Source organism: Laspinema sp. D2d, from assembly GCF_025370755.1.
GTDB lineage: Bacteria > Cyanobacteriota > Cyanobacteriia > Cyanobacteriales > Laspinemataceae > Laspinema.
Genome location: NZ_JAMXFC010000009.1, coordinates 126,754 through 149,622, shown reverse-complemented (window position 1 = coordinate 149,622; position 22,869 = coordinate 126,754). Strand labels below are relative to the sequence as shown.

The 22,869-nt window shown below is 49.6% G+C and carries 14 protein-coding genes and 1 pseudogene; 13 read left to right on the top strand and 2 right to left on the bottom strand.

The annotated features are described in order from the left end of the window. Nucleotides 1-336 precede the first annotated feature (336 nt). The 6 genes from NG796_RS09025 (at nt 337) to tilS (ending at nt 5,852) form a co-directional block, all read left to right on the top strand. Nucleotides 337-2,169 carry a DUF3352 domain-containing protein gene (locus NG796_RS09025; protein WP_261205657.1) on the top strand — a complete coding sequence of 611 codons (1,833 nt, stop codon included), beginning with the start codon at nt 337-339 and terminating at the stop codon, nt 2,167-2,169. A gap of 208 nt (nt 2,170-2,377) precedes the next feature. Next, entirely contained in the window at nt 2,378-3,451 is a 1,074-nt protein-coding gene (gene ccsB / locus NG796_RS09020) for a c-type cytochrome biogenesis protein CcsB (protein ID WP_261205651.1), read from the top strand. A 137-nt stretch (nt 3,452-3,588) separates the two neighbouring features. Then, nucleotides 3,589-3,879: a KGK domain-containing protein gene (locus NG796_RS09015; protein WP_261205646.1), complete on the top strand. Its 291-nt coding sequence runs from the start codon at nt 3,589-3,591 to the stop codon at nt 3,877-3,879. A 215-nt stretch (nt 3,880-4,094) separates the two neighbouring features. Beyond that, entirely contained in the window at nt 4,095-4,391 is a 297-nt protein-coding gene (locus NG796_RS09010; protein ID WP_261205645.1) for a KGK domain-containing protein, read from the top strand. 121 nt (nt 4,392-4,512) lie between these two features. Beyond that, complete coding sequence (locus NG796_RS09005; RefSeq protein ID WP_261205639.1) at nt 4,513-4,809, top strand: KGK domain-containing protein; 297 nt, start codon at nt 4,513-4,515, stop codon at nt 4,807-4,809. 26 nt (nt 4,810-4,835) lie between these two features. Then, nucleotides 4,836-5,852: a tRNA lysidine(34) synthetase TilS gene (gene tilS / locus NG796_RS09000; protein WP_261205633.1), complete on the top strand. Its 1,017-nt coding sequence runs from the start codon at nt 4,836-4,838 to the stop codon at nt 5,850-5,852. A 35-nt stretch (nt 5,853-5,887) separates the two neighbouring features. On the opposite strand, the gene hmpF is transcribed toward tilS, so the two are convergent. After that, nucleotides 5,888-7,636, bottom strand: a complete 1,749-nt coding sequence (gene hmpF, locus NG796_RS08995; RefSeq protein ID WP_261205627.1) for a pilus motility taxis protein HmpF — start codon at nt 7,634-7,636, stop codon at nt 5,888-5,890. Between the two features lie 1,162 nt (nt 7,637-8,798). On the opposite strand from hmpF, the gene NG796_RS08990 reads away from it, so the two are divergent. From NG796_RS08990 to NG796_RS08960, 7 genes and pseudogenes are all read left to right on the top strand, one after another. Beyond that, a complete protein-coding gene (locus NG796_RS08990; RefSeq protein WP_261205616.1) occupies nt 8,799-8,930 on the top strand; it encodes a hypothetical protein in 132 nt (43 codons plus the stop codon). Between the two features lie 52 nt (nt 8,931-8,982). Then, nucleotides 8,983-9,120, top strand: coding sequence for a hypothetical protein (locus tag NG796_RS08985; protein WP_261205613.1), 138 nt, complete (start codon nt 8,983-8,985; stop codon nt 9,118-9,120). An 861-nt stretch (nt 9,121-9,981) separates the two neighbouring features. Further along, nucleotides 9,982-11,259 (top strand): response regulator, encoded by a 1,278-nt coding sequence (locus NG796_RS08980; protein ID WP_261205611.1) that lies wholly within the window; start codon nt 9,982-9,984, stop codon nt 11,257-11,259. A 725-nt stretch (nt 11,260-11,984) separates the two neighbouring features. Next, nucleotides 11,985-12,350 (top strand): response regulator transcription factor, encoded by a 366-nt coding sequence (locus tag NG796_RS08975; RefSeq protein ID WP_254566766.1) that lies wholly within the window; start codon nt 11,985-11,987, stop codon nt 12,348-12,350. 13 nt (nt 12,351-12,363) lie between these two features. After that, nucleotides 12,364-12,912 (top strand): chemotaxis protein CheW, encoded by a 549-nt coding sequence (locus NG796_RS08970; RefSeq protein WP_261205609.1) that lies wholly within the window; start codon nt 12,364-12,366, stop codon nt 12,910-12,912. A 562-nt stretch (nt 12,913-13,474) separates the two neighbouring features. Beyond that, a complete protein-coding gene (locus tag NG796_RS08965) occupies nt 13,475-16,684 on the top strand; it encodes a methyl-accepting chemotaxis protein (protein WP_261205607.1) in 3,210 nt (1,069 codons plus the stop codon). A 411-nt stretch (nt 16,685-17,095) separates the two neighbouring features. Next, a pseudogene (locus NG796_RS08960) lies at nt 17,096-21,784 on the top strand (response regulator); the annotation flags it as partial. Nucleotides 21,785-21,987: 203 nt separating this feature from the next. Here the strand turns inward: NG796_RS08960 and NG796_RS08955 are convergent. Beyond that, a complete protein-coding gene (locus NG796_RS08955) occupies nt 21,988-22,842 on the bottom strand; it encodes an Npun_R2479 family HD domain-containing metalloprotein (RefSeq protein WP_261205589.1) in 855 nt (284 codons plus the stop codon). Nucleotides 22,843-22,869 lie beyond the last annotated feature (27 nt).

Sequence of the window (22,869 nt, the reverse complement as noted above, 5' to 3'; positions counted from 1 at the left end):
GTACAGCAGAGGAAAACCCCCGGAGGTTTTCAGAAAATCCCTAGCAATTTTGCACTCTCTATGGGCGATAAAATTGTTTTTTTCCTTTTTATTAAATCCGGTATCCTCAAACCAAGAATTCACCCCAGGGATGTAAAATAGTCCCTGAAATTTCTACTTAAAAAACCCGGGTGTTCCCTCCCTTTAATTCTTCCCCTGGCTTATTTCTGTATCCTGTATCAGCGGGGTTCTGCCAGTAGGCGGATCCCACATTTTTGAAAATAGGGGGAGGATACCCGAAAGAAAGGAACAGTTTGCGTTAAATTGTCAATTGCACTCCTGACGCTCGGTAATATCATGTCTGAGACTAACTCTGAGACCCAAGACACTAAAGAGACCCCAAAAGTAAAACTGGAGAAACAGAAAGTTTCCATCGCGATCGCTGCTGTTGCTGCGGTCCTGTTACTCGGTGGAGCCATTACGGCATTCTGGGCGATCGCCCAAAAACGGCCTTTACCTGAGATTCCAGTGGGTGCCGAACTGATTCCTGAAGATGCTTTAATGACCCTTTCCCTCACCACTGATGCGGGACAATGGCAAAAAATGCGCGAATTTGGCACTCCGGAAAGCCAACAGTTGCTGGATAATTACCTGGTGCAGTTGCGCGATCGCTACCTTACCGCCAATGGATTCGAGTATGAAAAAGATATTAAACCTTGGGTAGGGTCCGAAGTTACCCTCGGGGTTTTACCTCCCTTCCCAGTGAATGCCGGTGGGGAAAAGAACGAAATAGTGCCCTCTCCCGCAGCATTTTCGGGTCGTCAGTCTCTGCTGATGGTGTTACCGATCGCCAATCCCAGTCGCGCCAAGCAAATTTTAGAATCTGCCCAACCTCCACAAGGGGGCAGATGGGTCCCTCGGACCTACAAAAATATAGAAATTAAAGAAACCCAAGGGGTGCCGGATGAGAAGCGCTTTTCAGTCACTGTTATCGATGGCAGCTATTTAGCGATCGCCAAGGATAGCGAAACCATCAACCGCGCCATTGACACCTTCCTCGGCGAACCCTCCATCGTTGATGCACCGGGTGCGATCGCCGCATGGCAACAAATCGAAACCTCCCGACCCTTTGGCCGTTTTTATGTGAATGTCCCCGTAGCTGCCGCTGTTGCCTCGTTAAACTCCGATCGCGCCGTTCCCGAAGAAATTGCCCAGCAACAACAAAACCAAGGGTTCGCCACCAGTATCACCCTCCAACCGGAAGGGATTGCCTTTGATACCGTGGCATGGCTCAAACCGGATAGCGAACGGAAATATGCCGTCGAAAATAATGCCAAAACCATGACAACGCGCCTCCCTGCGGACACCGTAATGATGATGTCTGGAGGAAATTTACAGCGCGTCTGGCAAGATTATAGTCAAGGAGTGGCAACAAATCCCCTGGGACCGATTGATCCCGAGTGGTTGCAAACAGCAATCCGAAATACCACGACCCTCGATTTAGAAAAAGACTTACTCCCTTGGATGCAAGGGGAATTTTCCCTGGCAATGCTGCCAGCGCCAGAAAACAATCCCTCATTTTTTTCCGTTGGGGTGGTATTAATGGTCCAAGCCAGCGATCGCCGTGCAGGAGAGGCGACTCTCTCTAAGCTGGATCAGGTCATGACTGAACAATATAACTTTAAAGTTGAATCAGCCCAGGTTGGGAAACAGCCTATAGTCAAATGGACGGCTCAAAATGGGTCCGTGAGTGTCAACCACGGCTGGTTAGATGGGAATGTCGCCTTTATCAGCGTTATGGCCCCAGTTGTTGAGAGAATCGCCCCCAAACCTCAAACCCCCCTGGGTATGAGTCAGCAATTTCAAAGCGTGGTTCCCTTAGAGTTGACCCCGAACAACGGCCATTTTTTCATCGATATGGAACGCGCCCTGAATACCAATACTCCCGCCTGGTTGCAACTACCTCCCCAGCAAAAAATCGCCTTTAATGCCATGCGGGCGATCGGGGTGACTGCGGCAATTGAAAACCAACGGACCACCCGTTATCAAGTCTTTGTAGCGATGAAAAAAGCGGGTAATCCCCAACCTCTCCCCGGTGCCGCCCTTCCCAGTGCACCACCGACGACCCCTTCTCCCGCCCCTACACCACAACCGACTCCAGGGGCAGAAACTCCCAAAACTCCAGAGTAACAGCGACTCCCAGAGACTGGCGGGGCGATCGCTACAAACCCACACCCGTTCTAAGCGGAACGTTCCGCTTAGAACGGGTGCGGGTTTTTTCTCCAATGCGATCGCCTCTGAAAACTCCAGTGCGAAATTCACAGGTTTGAGCCGCCCCAAGAATGGTTAGGATGGAAATAACTAGAATGTCTCAATCTAAACTGATGGGAGAATGCTTGTGGACCTCAGTAGCCTTCAGAATTGGCTAGACAATACCTCTTTCTGCGTCCTATTTATCACCCTGTTGTTGTATTGGGTAGGTGCAGCATTTCCGGGAATTCCTGCTTTGTGGCCCTTGGGGACCAGTGGCATGGCGATCGCCAATCTCTGTATTGCCGCCTTACTCGGTGCCAGATGGATTGAAGCGGGATATTTCCCCCTAAGTAACCTCTATGAATCCCTATTTTTCCTCGTTTGGGGAATTACCACGATTCATCTAATCGCGGAAAATATGAGCCGCAGTCGGTTAGTTGGGGTTGCCACTTCCCCGGTGGCAATGGCAATTACGGCATTTGCCGCCCTCACATTACCCGGGGAAATGCAGCAATCAGCACCCCTCGTCCCGGCGTTGAAATCTAACTGGTTAATGATGCACGTCAGCGTCATGATGCTCAGTTATGCCACCCTGATGGTGGGTTCGTTGCTGGCGATCGCCTTCTTAGTCGTGACTCGGGGTCAAAATATCGAACTGCGGGGGAGTTCCATAGGGAATGGGTCCTATCGCAGCGATCGCTACCGCCTCCAACGTGCAGGAACCCCCATTCCCGCAGTGGAAGCTCCAACCCCTACCCCTGAATTTACCACCGGATTCTCCAGCGATAACAATGGCAAGGGCCTCAGTGGCAACGTTGCCTTGCTTGATGTCGTCCAAGTTGAAACCCCCGCACAACCTGCTACCGCAACCCTCCAACCCTCCCTCTCTCCCCAACGCCTCAGCCTCGCCGACACCTTGGATAACATTAGTTATCGGATTATCGGATTAGGGTTTCCCCTCCTCACCATCGGGATCATTGCCGGTGGAGTTTGGGCAAACGAAGCCTGGGGTTCCTACTGGAGTTGGGACCCCAAAGAAACCTGGGCTTTAATTACCTGGTTAGTCTTTGCTGCCTATCTTCATGCGCGCATTACCCGAGGTTGGCAAGGACGAAAACCAGCAATTTTAGCAGCCGCTGGGTTTGTCGTAGTCTGGATCTGTTATCTTGGGGTCAATCTTTTGGGTAAAGGGCTGCATTCCTACGGTTGGTTTTTCTAAACCGTCAACACAAAGCGGTCATGGGGTCCCATCAGGAGTCGCTCTGAAAGGGCGATCGCCAGGGTCGAGGGAGACTGAATATCCACCCCATAACCGCAGCCGGGAAACTGTCAAATTAATAGAACGCGGAGATAGAAATGGATCAGCAATTTGAGGCGCTCGGAAACGAAGACGTCTTGTCTACCAGTGGCAGCAATCTAATGTTTCAATGCACGTTCAAAGTCAGTGAACTCATGGACTTGCTACAAACAAAATTAGAAGAAGAAAGTTTATTTACCGAGGGCTTAGAATGTGAAGTGTTAAGTCCAGGCAAATACTGGCGACGAGGAAAAGTTCAACTGCGTCTTGAATTTTGTCCCGAAGACAGTAACCCGGTTCAAAATCATCTCAGCGGGTTTGCCGAAGCTTCCACCATGAAACAAGAATAATTGGGAATTCTTCTTCCCCCACCTTAACTGGGAAAAAGATACAAGATTGGCTAAGTTTATATAGCAAGTGTTGGCTTAATTTTCTTATCCAATCTAAACTCAGCAAGACAACCTATTGGGTGCGTTAAACTTCTCTAACGCACCCAATTTCATGGAAAATTCCCTCAACTTCACCTCACTATTGTGTGTACAGTCAGACCAGGAGGAATAAAACAGTGGATGAAAGCTGGATAATATTAAATTCCGAAGAGGATGTAATTTCTCAACAATTCAATTCCGAAAATCAAATTGAGGATTGGCCCTTGAATTTTACGGGTATCCAAATCCTTGATCACCTGCGAGAGCACCTGAGTGAGGACGAGCAAGCTTTTATCGATGGGTTTGAGTGTAAAGTCCTCCAACCGGGGAAAAAAGGGCAGACTGGAAAAATTAGAATCAATGTGCAATTTTGCCCGGATAACCTCAAGGAACCAGATTCTCCCCTGGATGATATTCGGAAAATGGAGCGTTAGAATCCAGCCGGAGTTATGCTGGTCAAGCGGGGTTAGCTCAAAAGTTGAGTTTTTGTACAACGTAAAACCCCAGCTTTCGCCACGATAAAAGAAGGTAAAAAAATCAAAGGGAGAGACGAAAATGAATGATAAATGGATTGAGTTGCATCCAGAAAATGACGTAATTTCTCAGCAATCCAATTTTGCAAAAATTAGTAACTTGCCGGAGCTATTTACACTGGCAAATTTACTCAAATCCTGGGAAAATCAAAGTTACGATCCGCTTAAAAAGTTTTTTCTCAATGGATGGGAATGTAAAGTTCTCCAACCTGGAAAAGGATGGCAAACTGGAAAAATGAAAATCCATATAGAATTTTATCCCGATCGCCCCACAGAACCAGAATCTCCCCTGGATGAAATTCGGAAAATGGACAGTTAGGATAAACAACCGATGCTCAATGACTCATGACTCAATGGACGCCTCTCCATGTTAAACTCCATCGGACTTTGCGACAGCGCGGGTTATTGTCACCGGGCGATCGCATTTTAATCGCCGTTTCCGGTGGACAAGATTCGCTTTGTTTAGCCCAGTTGCTGTTAGATTTACAACCTAAATGGAATTGGCATCTGGCGATCGCCCATTGTGATCATCAGTGGCGTAGTGATTCCACTCCTAATGCCAAATATGTGGAAACTCTCACAAAACAATGGCAGTTACCCTTTTTCCTCCAAACCGCAGGCACTGAAGTCCCGCACACGGAAGCCGGTGCGAGAGAATGGCGCTATCATGCCTTAAGCGCGATCGCCCATGCAGAAGGTTATCCCACCCTCGTTACGGGTCACACCCAGAGCGATCGGGCGGAAACCCTGCTGTTTAACTTAATGCGGGGCACCGGGTCCGATGGATTACAAGCCCTTTCCTGGAACCGGCATCTCACTCCCACTCTGCGCCTGGTGCGTCCCCTCCTAGAAGTTACCCGCCAAGAAACCGGCACATTTTGTCAAAACCGTGAGATTACGATTTGGGAAGACCCCACCAACCTCGATATCACCTATTCCCGCAACCGTATTCGCCAAGAATTGCTCCCTTACCTCACACAACAGTTTAACCCCGGTGTAGAGCAACATCTCGCACAAACTGCGGAACTCTTACGCGCTGAGGTGGAGTATTTAGAAACCCAAGCTAGGGAATTGTTACATCAATCCTTATCACAAAGTGAGTCATTTGTCAAGGGTGAATTTGCAGAGATTACCCAGAAAATCAATCGCCGCATTTTGGGGAATGCACCCCTCGCCCTCCAGCGTCGTGCCCTGCGGCAACTGTTGCAGCAACAGTTACCGAAAGCGCCGAATTACGAGCAAGTGGAGAAAATGACCGCCTTAATTCAGGCCCCGAACAAAACTCAAACCGATCCCTTTCCCGGAGGGGCGATCGCCCGGGTAGAAGGAGATTGGCTCCTTCTGACCCCTCCAGAGAGGTGAAGGGACCACTGAACGCACCCCCTTCCCTGGGGATGCTACGATGCTGCCAACTCAGCCGACTGGGAATTCATCAACCCGATGAGGAGGTCCCGGAGTTGGGCGACAGCCTGCTGTTGATGACCCTCGGTTTCCTGGACCTGAGTCAACAAGCTGCTGACTTCTTCCAGCTTAGACTTGAGTTCATTCAGCTTATCTTGCAGCGGCTGCAACATCTCCTCATAATTGGTAATTCGACCCCTTAATTGAGCAGCGCTACTCCGCAGTTGAAGCAAGTGCGCCTCCAATTGCTCGATCGCCTGTCGTTTCCCGTCCATTTGATTGGCGCGATCGCTCACCTGACCCTGAACCCCCTCAAGAGACTGTCGAGTTTGCTCAATCTCCTGTTTAATCTGAGCCAGTTGCTGTTCCAAAGTTTGTTTCCGTTGGTCAATTTGTGCCAAAACCGGATCCAGCGGTTGACCTTGTTTAATCGGCGTCGCATCCCCGTGCCCTTGACGACGGGCCAAAACCGCTTGGTGTTGAGTCAACGTTTCTTGACGTTCCCGGAGATTTCGGCGCTGACCGACCAAGGTTTGGTCTAACATTTGATAAGCTTCCTGCTCATCGGTTAGATTGCGCTGAATATTCCAGCGATCGGAGTCATTAGCATTTGCCAACTGTCGCTCTAGCTCTTGAATCGTCTCCCGCTGTAACTTCAACTCCTCTTCTTGACCATTCACAAATTGAAAGATTTTATCCAAATCTTGCTGGAGATTTTGTGACAACCCTTGCAGTTCTTCAATAGGCATCCGTTCCAGAGCTTCTATATCCACCTTTTGAACCACAGCCACCTGTTCAAACAGCTCTGAAAGTTGAGCCAATTGTTCTTTTAACTGCACCTGGTTCTTAACCTGCGCATCCAGCGTATTCCCATGATTTTGCTGAATAGAAAGGGTCTTTTCCAGGAGTTTCAATTGGGAATGAGCCTCGGCTAAATCTCCTTGATTTTGTTCCCACTCTTGACGCAATCGCCCTAATTCTTGTTGTTTCGCCTCCGCTTCTTGTTCCTCTATTTGCGCTTGGGAACGATGTTGTTCCAACCGTTGCCAGTGTTCATCAAGAACCGCCTGCTGTGAGGAAATTTGTTGAAGCACCACTGCAATCTGTTCCCCAAGGGAGGCCGTCGGAGGGGTCGTTTGGGTTAAATAATCAAGCAATTCCTGAACGTGAGTGGCGAGTCCCTGATCCAACTTAACGGACTGTTCGGATTGAGCCAGTTGCGCCTCCATCCCCTGTTTTTCAGACTGGAGTTTTTCCAGCGCCGCATCCAGTTCCTGCTGTTTGGCTTTCAGGTCATCGCGAATGCGTTGTGCTTCCTCCGAGGAGCCTTGAATTTCTTGGCGTTGAGACTCCAGTTGAGCGATTTCTTCTTCTCGAACTTGAAGTTCCATTTCGCGGCGCTGGAGTTCTTGACTTTGGTAAGTCAGCGACTGCATCCACTGCTCAATTTCTTCTTCCTTGGTTTTAATTTTCTCTTGGCCTCGGGAGAATCCCTGCAAAATACTGACGAGACGATTAGCCGCCTCTTCAATATTGCCTTTAATTTGTTTATTAGGACTCAGATCGACGAGTACCAGAGTCCCCGCATTCAAATTATTGGCATCGTCCGCTGGGATCGTCTCCGATCCGGGTACTGCCGCCCAACTTTGTTCACCTCGCTGACAGGCGAGTAGTTTGAGTTCAGCTTTTCCGCTACCCAGGCCAAAGCCGCTTTTCTGTTTTTGTACTTCCGCTAGATAAAGCACGCCGATCTTCCTCTTCCGTTTCTATGCCGAATTCTGATCTCAACCAATACTTTTGATACGTTTTTGCTAACCTAAGTTAACCCATTAATCCGTTGAAGGCTGGCCTCAACCCAACTGTATCAATTTCAGAAACAATCCGGTCTTTCTTACTAAAAAAGTAAGGGTCAACCGTGATGAAACTCCGCTTAGGTATCCCCTTCTTTGGGGTCACCGGTCCTAAATACTCAAGATACATTCCTGGCGTTTTAAGAGCCAACTTAGGGAACAATCCGGTTGGGACTTTATCCAATCGACTGCTATCTTCATTTTGATGAATCTGCGCCTCCTTTTTTGACCCGGGTTGGCTTAATTTTAGTGCTATATCCGCAATCTTAACTATATTTTTTTTAAGGGGAGGGGGGACTAATTTAACCTGTTTTAGCAGGGCATTTAAAATAATTGGGGTGATGGCTATATCCGCTGATCGCTGGAGTAATAATTGAGCTAAGGTCAGCTTAGGGATATCGGTTTGGCTTATAGTTCCAGAGTTTAACTTCCGGACTTTTTGGGGGTCGAAAATCAAGTCAAGGTTAGCAGATAATGACCGGCTTAATTGAATCCGGTGAATCCTATTCAACGGAATAAATTCGTGGGTTTTGAGCATTTTGGGTGCAGTTGATGTGGCCTTCATCTGTTAAAAACCTAGTTGAAACCCCGGAGGTTATGGTAAGAAGGGGGAGGGATTTTTCGGGCATTTAATTCCGTTGGAACTCTTTGAAAACTGGATTTGTTCCTTTCAACCATACTCAGGAAAAGTCTGCCTTTGAGTCGAGTCTGACAACTGATGAAAAAGCAGAGCAAGGTAACTAGGGGGTATTCATTCAGTATTGATGGGGTAACGGTGTGATTGGCACGGTCAGCATTTTAGTCCGGATGGTTGGTCTAAGTCCCTTCCGATTGGGAGGGTTGCTGACATTTTCTTTACTTATTGGGGGATATTCCCCTTAATTTAACTGCGTTGAGTGCAGTGGTATTATGCCTTACCTAAATGGTAGCGTATATTAGCATTTGTTAGCATAAGTTCACCTGTTAATCAACCCCAATGATGACTTAAGTTTAAAGGGGAGCTAAGTTTTTTGACCTCCGGTGAATGGGTAAAATGATCGGGGTGGGTTAGGATAACTTGACCCCACGCGATCCCCGAGGGGCGATCGCAGCGCTGATCGCTAAGTGTCAATCCAACCGGGGAGAAATCACCCCAGCGATCGCCGAGCTTGATTCAGGCGATCGCTCCAAGCAAGTGGGGAGAGGTTGACCTATAATCAGAACGAACACTGTAGATCAGATCCCTCACGGAAGATCCCCAGATGGATCAGTTGCCGAGCTATCTGCTGTTTTATCCACTTTTAGAGCTTGAACAGCGTCTGGGAGAGTGGCAGTCACAGAAACCCCAGTGGATCTTCTGGCTTACCCTTCACCCACTGCTGGCAATGGAAAAAGTCTAAAAATTTGGAACATCCAGATGGCAGCTCCGGGTCAGAACCTAATAAATCAGAACCTATAAAGGCGTATCATACCCTATCAGGGAAGCGATCGCATAAAGACTAGGTTGCGTGGTAGACCCCGGAATCTCCAATCGGCCTAAAAACCGGGAGAGAAAGAAAATTTTGTTCTATTGTATCAGGCCCAGGATGGTTTAAAGCCAGTTGTTGCACGACTCCTAAACCCGGGAATCGTCAAAACCCAGAGTTCTGGGGTGGGAATAGGCCAGCCGAGGAGATCATCCGGCTTATTCACGCATCATAACAATCGGCGTTTACCCTTCCACTACCGGGGGATAAGACGGTACAGTAAAAGGACAGCTTTGGCAATTCTAGTCCGACTGCTTTGATCCAGACCCCTCAAATAGAGGCGGATCTGCTTGAAGATCCACGGTCAATACCTTGTCAAGGTGCCATAACCGGCTCAAAACAATGACCCGAATGAGAGGGATTGTAATTTAGCTCACATTATGATATGGAAATCTGCTGGTCATTGTCTGTCACCCATGCGGTGTTAGGTCTGCTCAACCATTCTCAGACGTGCGGGTTCAACGGGGCTTCAGCATACAGCCTTCTGGGTTAACCCAGAAGTCTCACCTTATTTCAGGGGTTCCCCAGGCAGACCATTCTTCGGGCAGATCTTTCGAGCGTAAGCTGCCTGCTTAACTCGGACTCAATGAAAGAAGACACCGCCTTTGTTCCCTGCTCTAAATCAACAGGGATTCCAGGCATCCCATACGTTCAGGTGAACAGTGTATTCCCTACCCCTGCGGGCCTTATAGCACGGTCGGGTTCAAACGGTTTTAAGGAGAAAATTTTAGTGGCATGCAGGGAAATTTGAATGAAATCGATATTCGGAGCATTCTACAACTCATTGAACTGGGACAGCGAACCGGAGAACTGTTTGTAGAAGCATACGGAATTAACTCCGGCAATACCTGTGGCGGACGCGATAACGTGCGTGACTCCTTGGTGTATCGCTATCCTTACCGAGATAAGCGATCGCGCTCCTGTGACCAATCCTGGTTTGTGTTCTTCTCCAATGGACAAATCATTTATGCGGCCAATACGGATACCAGCCTATCCCGATTGCGGGACTTCCTGCGGCGCTATAACGTAGAAGCAGCCTTAGACAGCATTACCAACCTCTCCATTTCTGCAACCAATGCCCTAGAGTATGGCTATTTATGGGCTTTACTCGAAAACCATATCCTCACCCCAGCCCAAGGACGTAGCATCATTCAGGGCATGGTTCGCGAAACCCTCTTCGACCTCCTCAGCCTCCACCAAGGCTCCTTTATTTTTGAAATGGGTCCGGCACTCGCACCGCAACTGACCACCCTGGAAATTGCCCCCCTCGTGACCAAAATTATCAAGCAAGTCCAGGAGTGGAAACAGTTTCATCCCCATATCCAATCCCCCAATCAATGCCCGGTGATCTCCGATGCCGTCCAGATGCGGGAAGCCCTGCCGGAAAATACTTTTAATAACCTCAATCGCTGGGCAGATGGGACCACCAACCTCCGCCAAATGTCACGGTATCTGAATCGGGATATCTTAACCGTCGCCCGGGCGATCTATCCCTTCGTTCAGTTGGGATTGGTCCAACTGTTTTATCCCAACTCATCTTTTAATGGCAACGGATTGGGAGAATGCGAGGTCGATCCGGGATTTAAAATTCCCCGAGTCGTTTGTATTGAAGATGACATCACCGTTGGTAAAACCGTGGAAGCCATCCTGGCCCAATATGGGTATGAAGTGACCGCCTTGATGAATCCCCTCAAAGCCCTGAGTTTAGTCTTTCACCTAAAACCTGACCTGATCCTGTGCGATATTACTATGCCGGAACTGGATGGATATGAAATCTGTGCCATGCTTCGTCATAGCAGCGTTTTTCGTCAGACTCCCATCGTGATGCTCACGGGAAAAGATGGGTTTATCGATCGCGTCAAAGCGAGGATGGTGGGAGCCACAGACTATCTCACCAAACCGTTTGGGGAAAGTGAACTCTTAACCATTGTGGAAAAATATATTGGCCCCGGTGACCCTGATGTTCCCGAACCGGACCGGGTATTAGCTGAGGTGATCGAAGCCGAACTCTAGGGGAAACTGTCATGGGAATACTCAGCCGTCCGAGGCGATCGCCCCTTGTGTCCCGGGCAAATTACACCCCAGCGATCGCGCCTCAAGGCGGGATCACCTGGAGTCCGTCCGGGTGACCCGCCGGGTTAAGAAACGGGGTTTTTTTGACAACCTCTTTGAATCCCTAATTTAGGCTACAAACCCGCCTTCTTGTCTGTGGCATCTAAAAACTGTAGCCCGCAACTAGAAGACGAGAAACTTTGGGAAACTAGAATCGCAGTCTATTTAGATCTAGGAGCGTGAAGAGGTAAACTATCATTAGCACCAAACCCGACCAACGAACACTTTTTTGAAAGAAAGGGTCCCAAACCAGAGGCTGCTCGTTCGTCCCCCTCGGTGAGTTAGACCCCAACCCCTACCCCTTGAAGCAACCCGGCGATCGCACCGGAGGCTAATCGGCGCTTTGAATACCCCCTTTGTGGGCTACCCAAATTGACCGCACCAGAGGGTGGGGGGTGAAAGCCTTGATTTTCATGAGTGCTTTGGGGCCAATATAATAGAATTTATTTCTAATTTTCAAAGGAAAATTACCTGTCACCCACTGTGTTGAAGACGCTTGCAGTATTAAACCCATCCCTCAAATGTCTCCGGTTGCATAACCTGAAGACAGCGGGGCTAAAACAAGCACGCCGCCATGAGGGCGGTCCCGTTCATCTATTTAGAGAGCTTTTCACCGAAGGGAAGTTATGAGCACAGTTCTGGTTGTAGAAGATAGCGTCACGCAACGGGAGATGATCTCAACCCTACTGAAAGAGAGTGGATTGAATGTTACCGTAGCAAGTGATGGCTTAGAAGCCCTGGAACGTATTCAGGAGACCTGCCCGGATCTCGTGGTACTCGATATCGTGATGCCTCGGATGAATGGCTACGAAGTTTGTCGTCGTCTTAAAGCTGATCCCAAAACCCAAAACGTTCCAGTGGTCATGTGTTCGTCGAAAGGTGAAGAATTTGATCGCTATTGGGGGATGAAGCAAGGCGCAGATGCTTACATTGCCAAACCGTTCCAGCCGACTGAACTGGTAGGAACGGTCAAACAGCTACTCAGAAGATAGGGGACTTGCAATCATGGTGGGTAATCCGGACTTTTTAACGGGGATTGGCTTAGAACAAGCACCGGAATTTCAAGAATTAGAAAGCCCTGAAGGAGAGTTACATCTCCGGTTTTTCGTGCCTTCTGGCAATGAATTTGCGTTAAGTGCAACGGGGATTCGTGAGGTGATTTCCCAATCCCCCGATCGCATTACACTGATTCCCAACGTTTCCTCCTTACTGTTGGGAACACTGAATATTCGAGGGCGGGTGATTTGGGTGGCGGACCTCGGTCAATTTCTCGGAGAACCCACAACATTGAATACCGATCGCCCAGAAATTCCCGTGATCGCAGTCGAAGACCAAGACACTATACTAGGGTTAGCGGTTGATCAAATTGTGGGCATGGACTGGCTGGATGTGGAGCAAGTCCGACTACCCACCAATGTTCCAGACAGTATGGCTCCTTTTTTACGAGGGGAATGGGTCATCCCACCCAAAGAAGAAGTCAAAGAAGAAGAGGAAAAAATTTTGCGACTGCTGGACCAAGTGGCGATCGTGCGATCGGCACGATGGGCTGCCTAAATCGCCCCGACCCCCAGTATCGCCCAGGATCACCCATCCAGGAGATTTAAAGGCAGATCCCGCTCAATCAACCGGGTTTTTACCCCAGACTTTACCCTCGGACAAGACTCTATTTTTAAACCCCTTCTCAGTTTTGGAAACCTGATGATTCAGGAAGTTGAGAAACTTCTGCCACCGATTCAAGTTAGCCAGATTTTCAACCGTCTGACAACTGGAGTCGGTGTCACAATCATTCCATCGCCCTATTCAAACTGATGAGGTAGAGCCCAGATGAGCGAGGCAAAGGGTTAAGCCTGGGTCAAGAGATAAGGGATTTGGATCAAATCGGAAAAGGCTATCGTTACGTCCATACACTACACTCATTTATAGCACACCTCTTAAAAGCCGTCTGAAAAGGACGGGGCTTTAAATAAATCCATTTTTTGTAATATCAGTCTCCTAGAATCCCATCAAGGCAGTCCAGAAATCCAATGGATATAACTATAGTTTTAGTTAACCTTGATAAGATTTCACTAGAAAAATTGTAAGAGCGCACCAGGTAGGCACCGCCAGGAGGGGGCAAATGGTATCAAGTACGGACTATCAGCAGGAGTACGAACAAGCTTTAACGGCCTATACCGAGAAAAATTATGAAGAAGCAGCGGGAATCGTCAATCAATTAGTGGCGAATTTTCCCGAGGATCCCAGTGCTCGACTCTTAGCCGGTCATATCTATTGTTATGGATTGCAAATGTATGATGTGGCACTGGGTCAGTATGAAGGGGTACTGAATCTGACGGATGACCCAGCTTTCGTGGAGGGAGCATCCCAGGGCATGGAATACGCCAATCAGTACGCTACAGAAGGGATGCTATCTTCGGAGTATGGGTATGAGCCGGAGAACGAATTTGAATCCGCAGCGGAGGATTTCGATGCGGATTTTGATCCGATGGAATCGGAACAAGAAACCGCCGTGTTTGAACTCGAAGCCCCAGCCCCAAGCGAGCCAGAAGAATTCTGGGAAGAAGATGAGTCTGCCCTGGGTCGGGCTTACAATGAAGCCTTAGCCATTAACCAGATTGGGTCAGATTCACCGGAGTTGAGTATGGAACTGGATCCGGTGGACCCGAATCTCGAACTGGAATCAATGGAATTTGACGAGTTTGAGCCGTTTGATTCGGGGGATTTAGGAGCCGCTTCGGGGACCGAAGAAGGTGGACTACTCAATCCTTTTACGAGCGAAGAGGGTTATGAAGGGATAGCGGACGAAGACCCCTTTGCCATTGATGATGAAGAAATCTTGTCCGAGATTCAAAATAACCGATGGAGCGATCCCCTGGCCTCTGAGTTACCGGACTTTTTGCCTAGAGAGGATGAAATGCCGGATTTGGTCGGGGAAGAGACAGCGATCGGGGTCTCGAATCCGGCCCCCTTTAATCAGGGTCATGAGGACTTGGACCTCATGGATTTGGCAACGCCGTTTCAGGAGTTTGAAGATGCTTTTGCTCCCGATGATGAAATGGACTTTGAGTCCGATTCAGACCCCCTAGAGGATGACGAACCCACCAGTTATTACAACAACAATGGGTCGGCGATCGACTCAGATTTTGACCTATTCGATGCTGCCGATGATTTAGGGAATGAGTTCAGCCCACAGGATGAAGACGCACCTTATCACCAGAATGGAAACGGTGCCGGGGAACTGGGCATTCCTTATGATATTGACGAAGACTTTGACTTTAGCTCCCCTTCCGAGGAAGAGGAAACCTTGTTGATGGGACGCAAACAGCTTGAACAGACTCAAGCGCTCAACACCATTTCCAAAGCATCGGGGCCTCCGTATTCCCAGCCCAAAGGACTGGCTCAACCGAAAAGAGTAGAAGAAGACGATGATGATTACGATAGTAAGACCTTCGTCTCTGAACCCACCAATGGATACAACCGGGCGGATAGTTACGATTTAGAGGATTTTGACGACGCCTTTAGTGGGGATAATTCCTTTGATTCAGAGGGCAACGGCGAGGAGTTTCACAGCGGCATCGCCACCTCGTCCCCCCTCCAAGAAGACGGAGTTGATTTTTTAGGTGAGTTTGATGATTTTGATGATTTCGGCAATATTCCCGATAATATTCCCGATTTCGATCTGTCGGAGGATACCACAGGTTCGAGTACAGGTGGATTCGGAATGGGCAGCATGGGGAGGAAAGCCTCCTTCCGAGATATCGATGATAGCTACGATATTGGCGAAGATACGGATGGGTCGATCATTCGAGATGATGAGATTTTTCGGTTCGCTGGAAGTGCTGAACAGGTCCCAGTCTTTACTCAACCGGAAAATCCTCCGGTAGAAGCGGTTGCGAATACAGAACCGGGGATTTTGAGCTTTTTAGAAAATGCGTCCTTGGGGAAAAAATTCCTGTGGATTGCATTAATTTCTGGAGGAGTCTCGGCGATCGCAGCGGCTTCGGTTTCTTTTGCGTTTTCCAGTCAACGTAGTTGGCCCCAACAACTGAAGGATCCTATGATGGCCTTAGCCGCTGGCGGGGCCAGCATTCTGACCTGTTTTGGGGTGGGCAGTGCCAGCGCTAAGTTGATTCGCCGTTCTATGGACGATTTACAAACGCAATTCGATACGATGTCTCAGGGCAATCTGTCCGCCCGAGCAACGGTTTATACCGAAGACGAATTCGGCCAGCTTTCGGCTAAATTCAACCAAATGGGGCGAATCATCTACACTACCACCTCGGAAGCCCAACGGAAAGCAGAAGAACAGGAACAGTCCAAGGAAGACCTGCAACGCCAAGTAATTCGTCTGCTGGATGATGTGGAAGGGGCGGCGAGAGGGGACCTGACCGTTCAGGCAGAAGTTACGGCTGATGTCCTCGGTGCCGTCGCTGACTCTTTCAATCTGACGATTCAAAACCTCCGGGAAATCGTTCTGCAAGTGAAACTAGCGGCGCGACAAGTGACCAAAGGAGCAACGGATAGTGAATCGTTTGCTCGGAGTTTATCCACGGATGCGCTGCGACAAGCTGAAGAACTGGCGGCTACCCTCAATTCAGTCCAGGTGATGACGGATTTGATTCAACGGGTGGCTGATAACGCTCGGGAGGCCGAAGAAGTGGCAAAATCTGCCTCGGCAACCGCCAAAAAAGGCGGAGAGGCGGTGGAACAAACGGTGGCGGGGATTCTGGAAGTCCGGGAAACCGTTGCAGAAACCACGAGAAAAGTCAAGCGATTGGCGGAATCGACTCAAGAAATTTCCAAAATTGTGGCCTTGATTGCAACGATCGCCGGACGGACGAACCTCTTGGCCCTTAACGCCAGTATTGAGGCGGCTCGTGCCGGGGAAGCCGGTCGAGGGTTCGCAATTGTGGCGGATGAAGTCCGTCAGTTAGCCGATCGCTCCGCTAAAGCTCTGAAAGAAATCGAACAAATCGTGATGCAAATTCAGAGTGAGACCGGCGGGGTGATGGTGGCAATGGAAGAAGGTACCCAGCAGGTCATTGAAGGGACGAAGCGGGCCGAACAAGCCAAACGGGCCTTGGAAAATATCATTCAGGTGACCAATCGCATTGATGTGTTGGTGCGATCGATTACGGCAGATACGGTGGAACAATCCCAAACGTCGCGATCGGTTGCCCAGGTTATGCAAGCGGTGGAACTGACGGCCCAGGAAACTTCCCAAGAAGCCCAGCGGGTCTCGGGTTCTCTGCAAAACCTAGTGGGTGTGGCGCGAGACCTGTTGACCTCGGTGGAACGGTTCCGAGTGGAAACCGGAGAGCGTCGCTAGGGTCTACAAGCTGCTTTTACCCACAGGGGAGAGTTTTAATCTCTGCCTGGGTGTGGGGCTGAGTTGTTGAGGGTAGAGATGCTCTAGGGCGTCTCTACAAGGGTTGACAACCACCGGCAGCCGTGGCTTTTGATAAGGGAATCCGTAGGAATGGGTACATTGATCCCAGGTGACCCGTCGTCAAACTCATCAAGGACCGATCGCCAGAAACGGACCTTAACCCCGAAAAGACGTCGGGTTATCGGCGGACGACAACCCTTCTCAGCGGGCGGAGGCTGTTCTCATCAGCAACATCCGGACCCAAACAAGGGGATAAAACTCCGTTAAATAAGCCGATCAGACCCTGGTTTAATCAATAGGAATGGGACACCCGCTATGCAGCCGGAACAACGAGCGCGAATCATGGGCTATTTTATTGAGGAGGCCACAGAACACCTCAATACAATAGAACAAGGGTTGCAAAATCTGTCGATCGCGGTACAAGATCCGTCCGTACTCGCCGAACTCTTTCGGGCGGCCCACTCCGTTAAAGGGGGGGCAGGAATGCTGGAACTGGGTGCGATTCAAAAAATTGCTCACAAACTAGAAGACGAATTTAAAGTGCTTCAGGATGTGAAAATTGAAGTTGACCCCACGCTCTCCTCCCTATTTCTGAGAGTGTTTCGGGGGCTTCAGGAGACTGTCGCCTTAATCCGCATACCTGGACCCTTAGACGAAGCAAAAGGAGCCGCGATTTGTGCCGAAGTCCAACCGGCGATCGCTCAACTTCACGAGCATTTAGCCCAGCTTGTCCAGGATTACGAGAGTCCATCGGCCTTCGTGGCCCACACCCAGAAGAGAATCCAGATGGAGGGCGAACTCACCCGCCTCCAGAGTCCGCCCAAGCACCGAGTCACCGAAGAAGACAGTGCCAAACAACTCATTTTTAAAAGTGACGTGTCTCGGCTGTTGCAAGAAATGGTGCATCTGTTGAAGCAGGGAGAAAATCCTGAACGACAACAACGGATGCAAGAAATTTGCCGCCAATGGATACGAGCCGGAGAGCAATTCGATTTAAAATTATGGTGTCATTTAATTGCGCAGGTAGCCACAGCGATCGCTCATCCAGAACATAGCTATCGGGTGCTTGCCCCTATTCTTATCAAAGAAATCCAAAAGGCCAGAGAACAGGTTCTCAGTGGTCACGCAGAAGCCATTACAGTCAGTCCAGAACTCGAAAGACTGCTACGCCCTCAACCACAACCCACCACTTCATCAGCCCCCAAAACCCGATCGGAAACGACTCATACAAACTCAAAATTTAATCCTATGTCTAATAACTCGTCAAACTCCAATCAAAATCAACGTCGCTTTGAAGGGCGCGACTCTACAAAAAACAAAAATCATGATTCAGAAAACACCCAGACTTGGGCTGAAGATAAACGGGCTGCCAAACCCACTTATAATAGTGGCCCGGAAGTAGGTGCAGCGGAACTCAACACTCTAGCAGACTTATTTGAAGGGGAGAGTTCCTACTTTGATGAAAACTGGGAAGGAGAAGAAGTCTCAGAAGAAGCAACTCCTGGAGAAGGGACCCGGGAAACTCTACCCCCGGACCCTGGCGAACTCTTCTCTAATTCTGATGATTTTGACGATTTATTATTTGAACCCCCTTCCGGCAATCGCACTGAAATGAGGAGTCCGGAAAATGAAGAAGAGGATTTAGGCAACTTATTCGGACTGGAGGGATTTGTGGAGATGGAGGATAGCAGCATCAGCGAACCGCTGCGCAGTCCCTCCCCCGGAACACCCCTCAAGTCCTCCAGTCAAAAACTAGATGACTTGGGCGATTTGTTTGAGGAAGTTGCTACAGAAGAACTCAAAGAACCGGATGATTGGGAGCAAATGTGGGATGATGAGGCCCTAGATTTGGGCCAGGAAATCACCCCCCCGGAACCGGATACGGAGTTCTCCCTAGAAAGCGCTGACGATTCAGAGTTTAACGATTTGCTAGAAATCAATGGATTTGAAAGTGGCCCAGCATCTGGATCCGACCCGTTTGAACCGGAATTGGCAACTGAAATCCCTGTGGATGAGGAAGATTTTAACGAGTTGTTTGGAGAGACAACGGAGGAGGGGGAGGCTTCCTCGAATCTGACCGCATCTGATGAATCCGTGGATTGGTTTGACTCTGACCCCTCGGAGAGTGCAGCCCTCGAAGATGATTTGACGGATTTATTTGAACTCGACACCGCACCCTCCATTCCAGCTCGGAAAGAGCCGGTAGCGCCGGGAAAACCGGCCCCTAGGGCTGAACAGTCCGACGAGTTTTGGTTGGACTTTGAGGAAACCGATTTAGAGCCACAGTCCAATATCTTAGAACCCTTAGATGGACTGTTTGATGATGAACCGTCCCCGCCGATCGCAGAGCTTGACCTACTGGCGGAGTCGTCTTTAGATTCTGAACTATTTGGGGATGAACTCGCGGCAGGGGATGACAACAACAATCTCGACGGTGAGGAGTGGAATTGGGACCTGGACCCGGAGAGTTCGGAAGATAAGGAAGACACCAGTGATTTTTATCAAAACTTAGAGTCGCTGTTTGATGAACCGACGGGGCGATCGCCCAATCTGGATGTCAACCAAACCGCCCCACCCCCGCAAGGTTCATCCAAGGCAACTCCTTCAGGGTCTGGATTTTCTTCGTCTCCAGAGGCTAATTTAGACTTTGATGCCTTGTTTGGGGACAATCAATCCGTCTCGCTGATGAGTGACTCGGGCCAAGTCCCGCCTGTTGCCATATCCGCCCCCATCCGAGAGCGCCTTGACTTGCCTCCGGAACCCAAACTGACCCAGGGATCCGATGTTTTTACGGAATTGGACTATTTGTTAGCAATGGGGCCGCTCAAAGCGAGTTTTGAGGAGTTAGAACTCCTGTTAAACCCGGTGAGTAGTCAGAAGCCAGGAACAACCAGCCCTTCCACGGCTCCCGCTGCATTGGCGGCAAATGCCAATTCTGCAACATCCTCATCCAGCTTCCCCCCATCGGATGTAGATACCACGGCTTCCGATGATTGGGCGACCCTGACGAAATTGATTGAAACTCCAGGTACAGGCTCCCATGACTCCGGGGGGAGAACCCCTCGGCGTGGGGGCTTTGAGCAAACGATGCGGGTCCCGGTGCGACAATTAGACAACCTGAGTAATCTGGTGGGGGAACTGGTTGTTAATCGCAATAGCATCGAGCAGAATCAAGAACGTATGCGGCAGTTTTTGGATAATTTGCTGCATCAGGTCTCTCAGCTTACGGATGTCGGGCAGCGGATGCAGGATTTGTACGAGCGATCGCTCCTGGAGATTTCTCTGCTGGCTTCGCGACAAAACTACCACTTTATGGTGGGGAACAGTAACAGCCATAAGGACCAAGGCAATAATGGGTCGGATTGGAGCGCCCTGGAAATGGATCGGTTCACGCCGTTTCATAGTCTGTCCCAAGATATTTTAGAACTGATTGTTCGGGTCCGGGAATCAGCTTCAGATATTGAATTTTTGGTAGATGAAACGGAACAGGTGACCCGCCAACTGCGCCAGGTGACGACTCAGTTACAAGAGGGCCTGACGCGATCGCGCATGGTGCCTTTTGCTCAAACTGCCGATCGCCTCCCGCGTGGGGTCCGCGACAATGCGATTAAGTTTGGCAAACAGGTGGAGCTTCAGGTTGAGGGTCGCGAAACCCTGATCGATAAGATGATTCTGGAGCAACTCTCCGATCCGATGACCCATTTGGTTAACAATGCTCTGGCTCATGGGGTGGAAACCCCGGAAGAGCGCCGGAAAAAGGGTAAACCTCCGGTCGGGCGGATCGTCGTGCGGGCGTTCCACCAAGGGAACCAAACGGTGATTTCAGTCTCCGATGATGGCGCGGGGATTGATTCGGAAAAAGTGAAAGCTAAGGCATTACAACGGGGGCTGATTTCTCCGGAAGTGGCGAAGATTATGACCCGGTTGGATGTCTATGATTTACTGTTTATGCCTGGATTTAGTACCCGGGATCAAGCGGATGATTTGGCGGGTCGCGGGGTCGGAATGGATGTGGTTCGGACCTGCTTGAGCGCGATTCGCGGGGTGGTGACGATTGATTCAACCCTAGGCAAGGGGACGACCTTTACGATTCGTTTGCCCCTGACGTTGAGTATCTCTAAGGCCCTGTGCTGTATTAGCGATCGCGCCCGGATTGCCTTCCCAATGGATGGGGTGGAAGATATGATCGATGTCCCCCGCGATCGGATTAAAACCCAGGACGATGGTCAGACGTTTATTCCCTGGCGGGATACGATGTTGCCTTTCCGTCACCTGCGCGAACTGTTGGTTTATAATCGCCACCTGGGTCGTGGGGTGGTGTATGGGGCCAATCCCGAAGAGGATATCATTTCCGTGGTGGTCCTGCGCTCTGCGGGTAACTTCCTGGCGCTTCAGGTGGATCAGGTGTTAGGGGAACAGGAAATCGTCATTAAACAACTCGAAGGACCTGTACCCAAGCCCGTGGGAGTTGCCGGTGCAACGGTGATGGGGGATGGTCGCATTGTGGCGATCGCCGACGTTTTAGAGTTGCTCGATCTGGCTGCTGGACGTTTACGGCGCGAAGGCACCGGCACTCTCTGGGAGGATGCCCTGGGTAACCGGATTCAGCCTGAACCTGAACTGGAGCCGGTGATTGACCCGACAGTGCTGATTGTGGATGATTCAATTACGGTCCGTGAACTGTTGTCCATGACCTTTAATAAGGCGGGATACCGGGTGGAACAGGCCCGGGATGGTCAAGAAGCTTGGGAAAAAATGCGATCGGGCCTCCCCTGCGATTTGGTCTTCTGCGATATTGAAATGCCCCGGATGGATGGGTTGGAACTGCTCTCGCGAATGCAGAAGGATCCCCAACTTACCACTCTACCGATCGCGATGCTTACCTCTCGCGGTGCAGACAAACACCGGCAAATGGCAATTCAAATGGGAGCTAGTGGCTATTTCACCAAACCCTATTTGGAGGAATCGTTACTGGAAGCTGCCGGACGAATGCTGAAAGGTGAAAAGCTAGTCTCCCTGAAGGCGGAGGCTGGGGTATAGCCTTAATTTCATGGGAAGTCAAAAGGGCGATCGCTTGATGGCGATCGCCCTTTTGATAGGAGGGAAATTTTCTTAAGTTTGTGATATGGAATCCGGTTGTCCTAATAAAAACCCGCACCCTTGAAGGTGTGGGTTTTTACAGACTTAAAACAACCGAATTCCAGAGGATTTGGGCTCAGGTTGCAGGCGATCGCCCGTGGGGTTTAGGCAACCTCAGAAAGCTGCTGGTCTTCATGTTCTATTTTGAAGACATTGGCATAGAGGTTAGCGACGATTTGTTTACCTTGTTGGGTCAAATTCAAGTAAGCCAGCGCTTGAGTAATAAAGGGGAAAACGCCATGCCAGTAGAATTTGGGATAGTTCCGGCGGAGGTCTCCCGGATGGCGGTAGTTGAGCTTTTTATTCGCCCCAGTTTCATCAAACTCATAAAATAATGCTGCAATTTTTTGCAAGTAGCGGGGATCACTTAATTGACCGATGAGATCTGCCGCCCTAACCATTCCCGCATAATTAAAAGTATCTTTATGATCTTCATCGGCGGGAACGGGAAAGCGAGTGAGTTCGATATTCCGTTTAATGACTTCTGCATCAATGAGGCGATGACCTCCGAACCGTTCGGAGATGAAAAGTTTACCGCGATCAACATGATAGGGGGTTAAACTGGCATCCGTAGAGCCAAAGGGAATGGGGACTTTCAGCCCATCTCTGCCGGTGGCATAGAGTCGTTTACTATCTTCATCTTGGCGACAGACTCCCTTCACATAGCCAATATCATGACACAGCAAGGAAATGATGAAATGTAGCCAATCTTCGCAGGATACGCCCCCTTCTCGAATATGTTTACCGCGCAAGATTTCTTGCCCAACTAAGGTGACCAAAATGGTATGCTCTACGTTGTGATACAGGGCATCACTGTTGGCAATATTTTCTAATGCCATACCACCGGCCCAAGCTAGGATTTCTGCGTAATCCGGTTTATATCCTCCGTAAGTCCGATGGTAGCCTTCTTGCAGGCGGTCTACGAAAGCTTCAATGAGTAGTGCTGTTGAATTAAACATCTTCCGTCTTCTCAATCAAACTAAGTC

What these genes read in the sequence shown, in the direction of transcription:
- NG796_RS09025 (WP_261205657.1), top strand. Translation starts at nt 337, where the DNA reads ATGTCTGAGACTAACTCTGAGACCCAAGACACTAAAGAGACCCCAAAA.
- NG796_RS09015 (WP_261205646.1), top strand. Translation starts at nt 3,589, where the DNA reads ATGGATCAGCAATTTGAGGCGCTCGGAAACGAAGACGTCTTGTCTACC.
- NG796_RS09005 (WP_261205639.1), top strand. Translation starts at nt 4,513, where the DNA reads ATGAATGATAAATGGATTGAGTTGCATCCAGAAAATGACGTAATTTCT.
- tilS (WP_261205633.1), top strand. Translation starts at nt 4,836, where the DNA reads ATGACTCAATGGACGCCTCTCCATGTTAAACTCCATCGGACTTTGCGA.
- NG796_RS08985 (WP_261205613.1), top strand. Translation starts at nt 8,983, where the DNA reads ATGGATCAGTTGCCGAGCTATCTGCTGTTTTATCCACTTTTAGAGCTT.
- NG796_RS08980 (WP_261205611.1), top strand. Translation starts at nt 9,982, where the DNA reads ATGCAGGGAAATTTGAATGAAATCGATATTCGGAGCATTCTACAACTC.
- NG796_RS08975 (WP_254566766.1), top strand. Translation starts at nt 11,985, where the DNA reads ATGAGCACAGTTCTGGTTGTAGAAGATAGCGTCACGCAACGGGAGATG.
- NG796_RS08970 (WP_261205609.1), top strand. Translation starts at nt 12,364, where the DNA reads ATGGTGGGTAATCCGGACTTTTTAACGGGGATTGGCTTAGAACAAGCA.
- NG796_RS08965 (WP_261205607.1), top strand. Translation starts at nt 13,475, where the DNA reads ATGGTATCAAGTACGGACTATCAGCAGGAGTACGAACAAGCTTTAACG.
- NG796_RS08955 (WP_261205589.1), bottom strand. Translation starts at nt 22,842, where the DNA reads ATGTTTAATTCAACAGCACTACTCATTGAAGCTTTCGTAGACCGCCTG.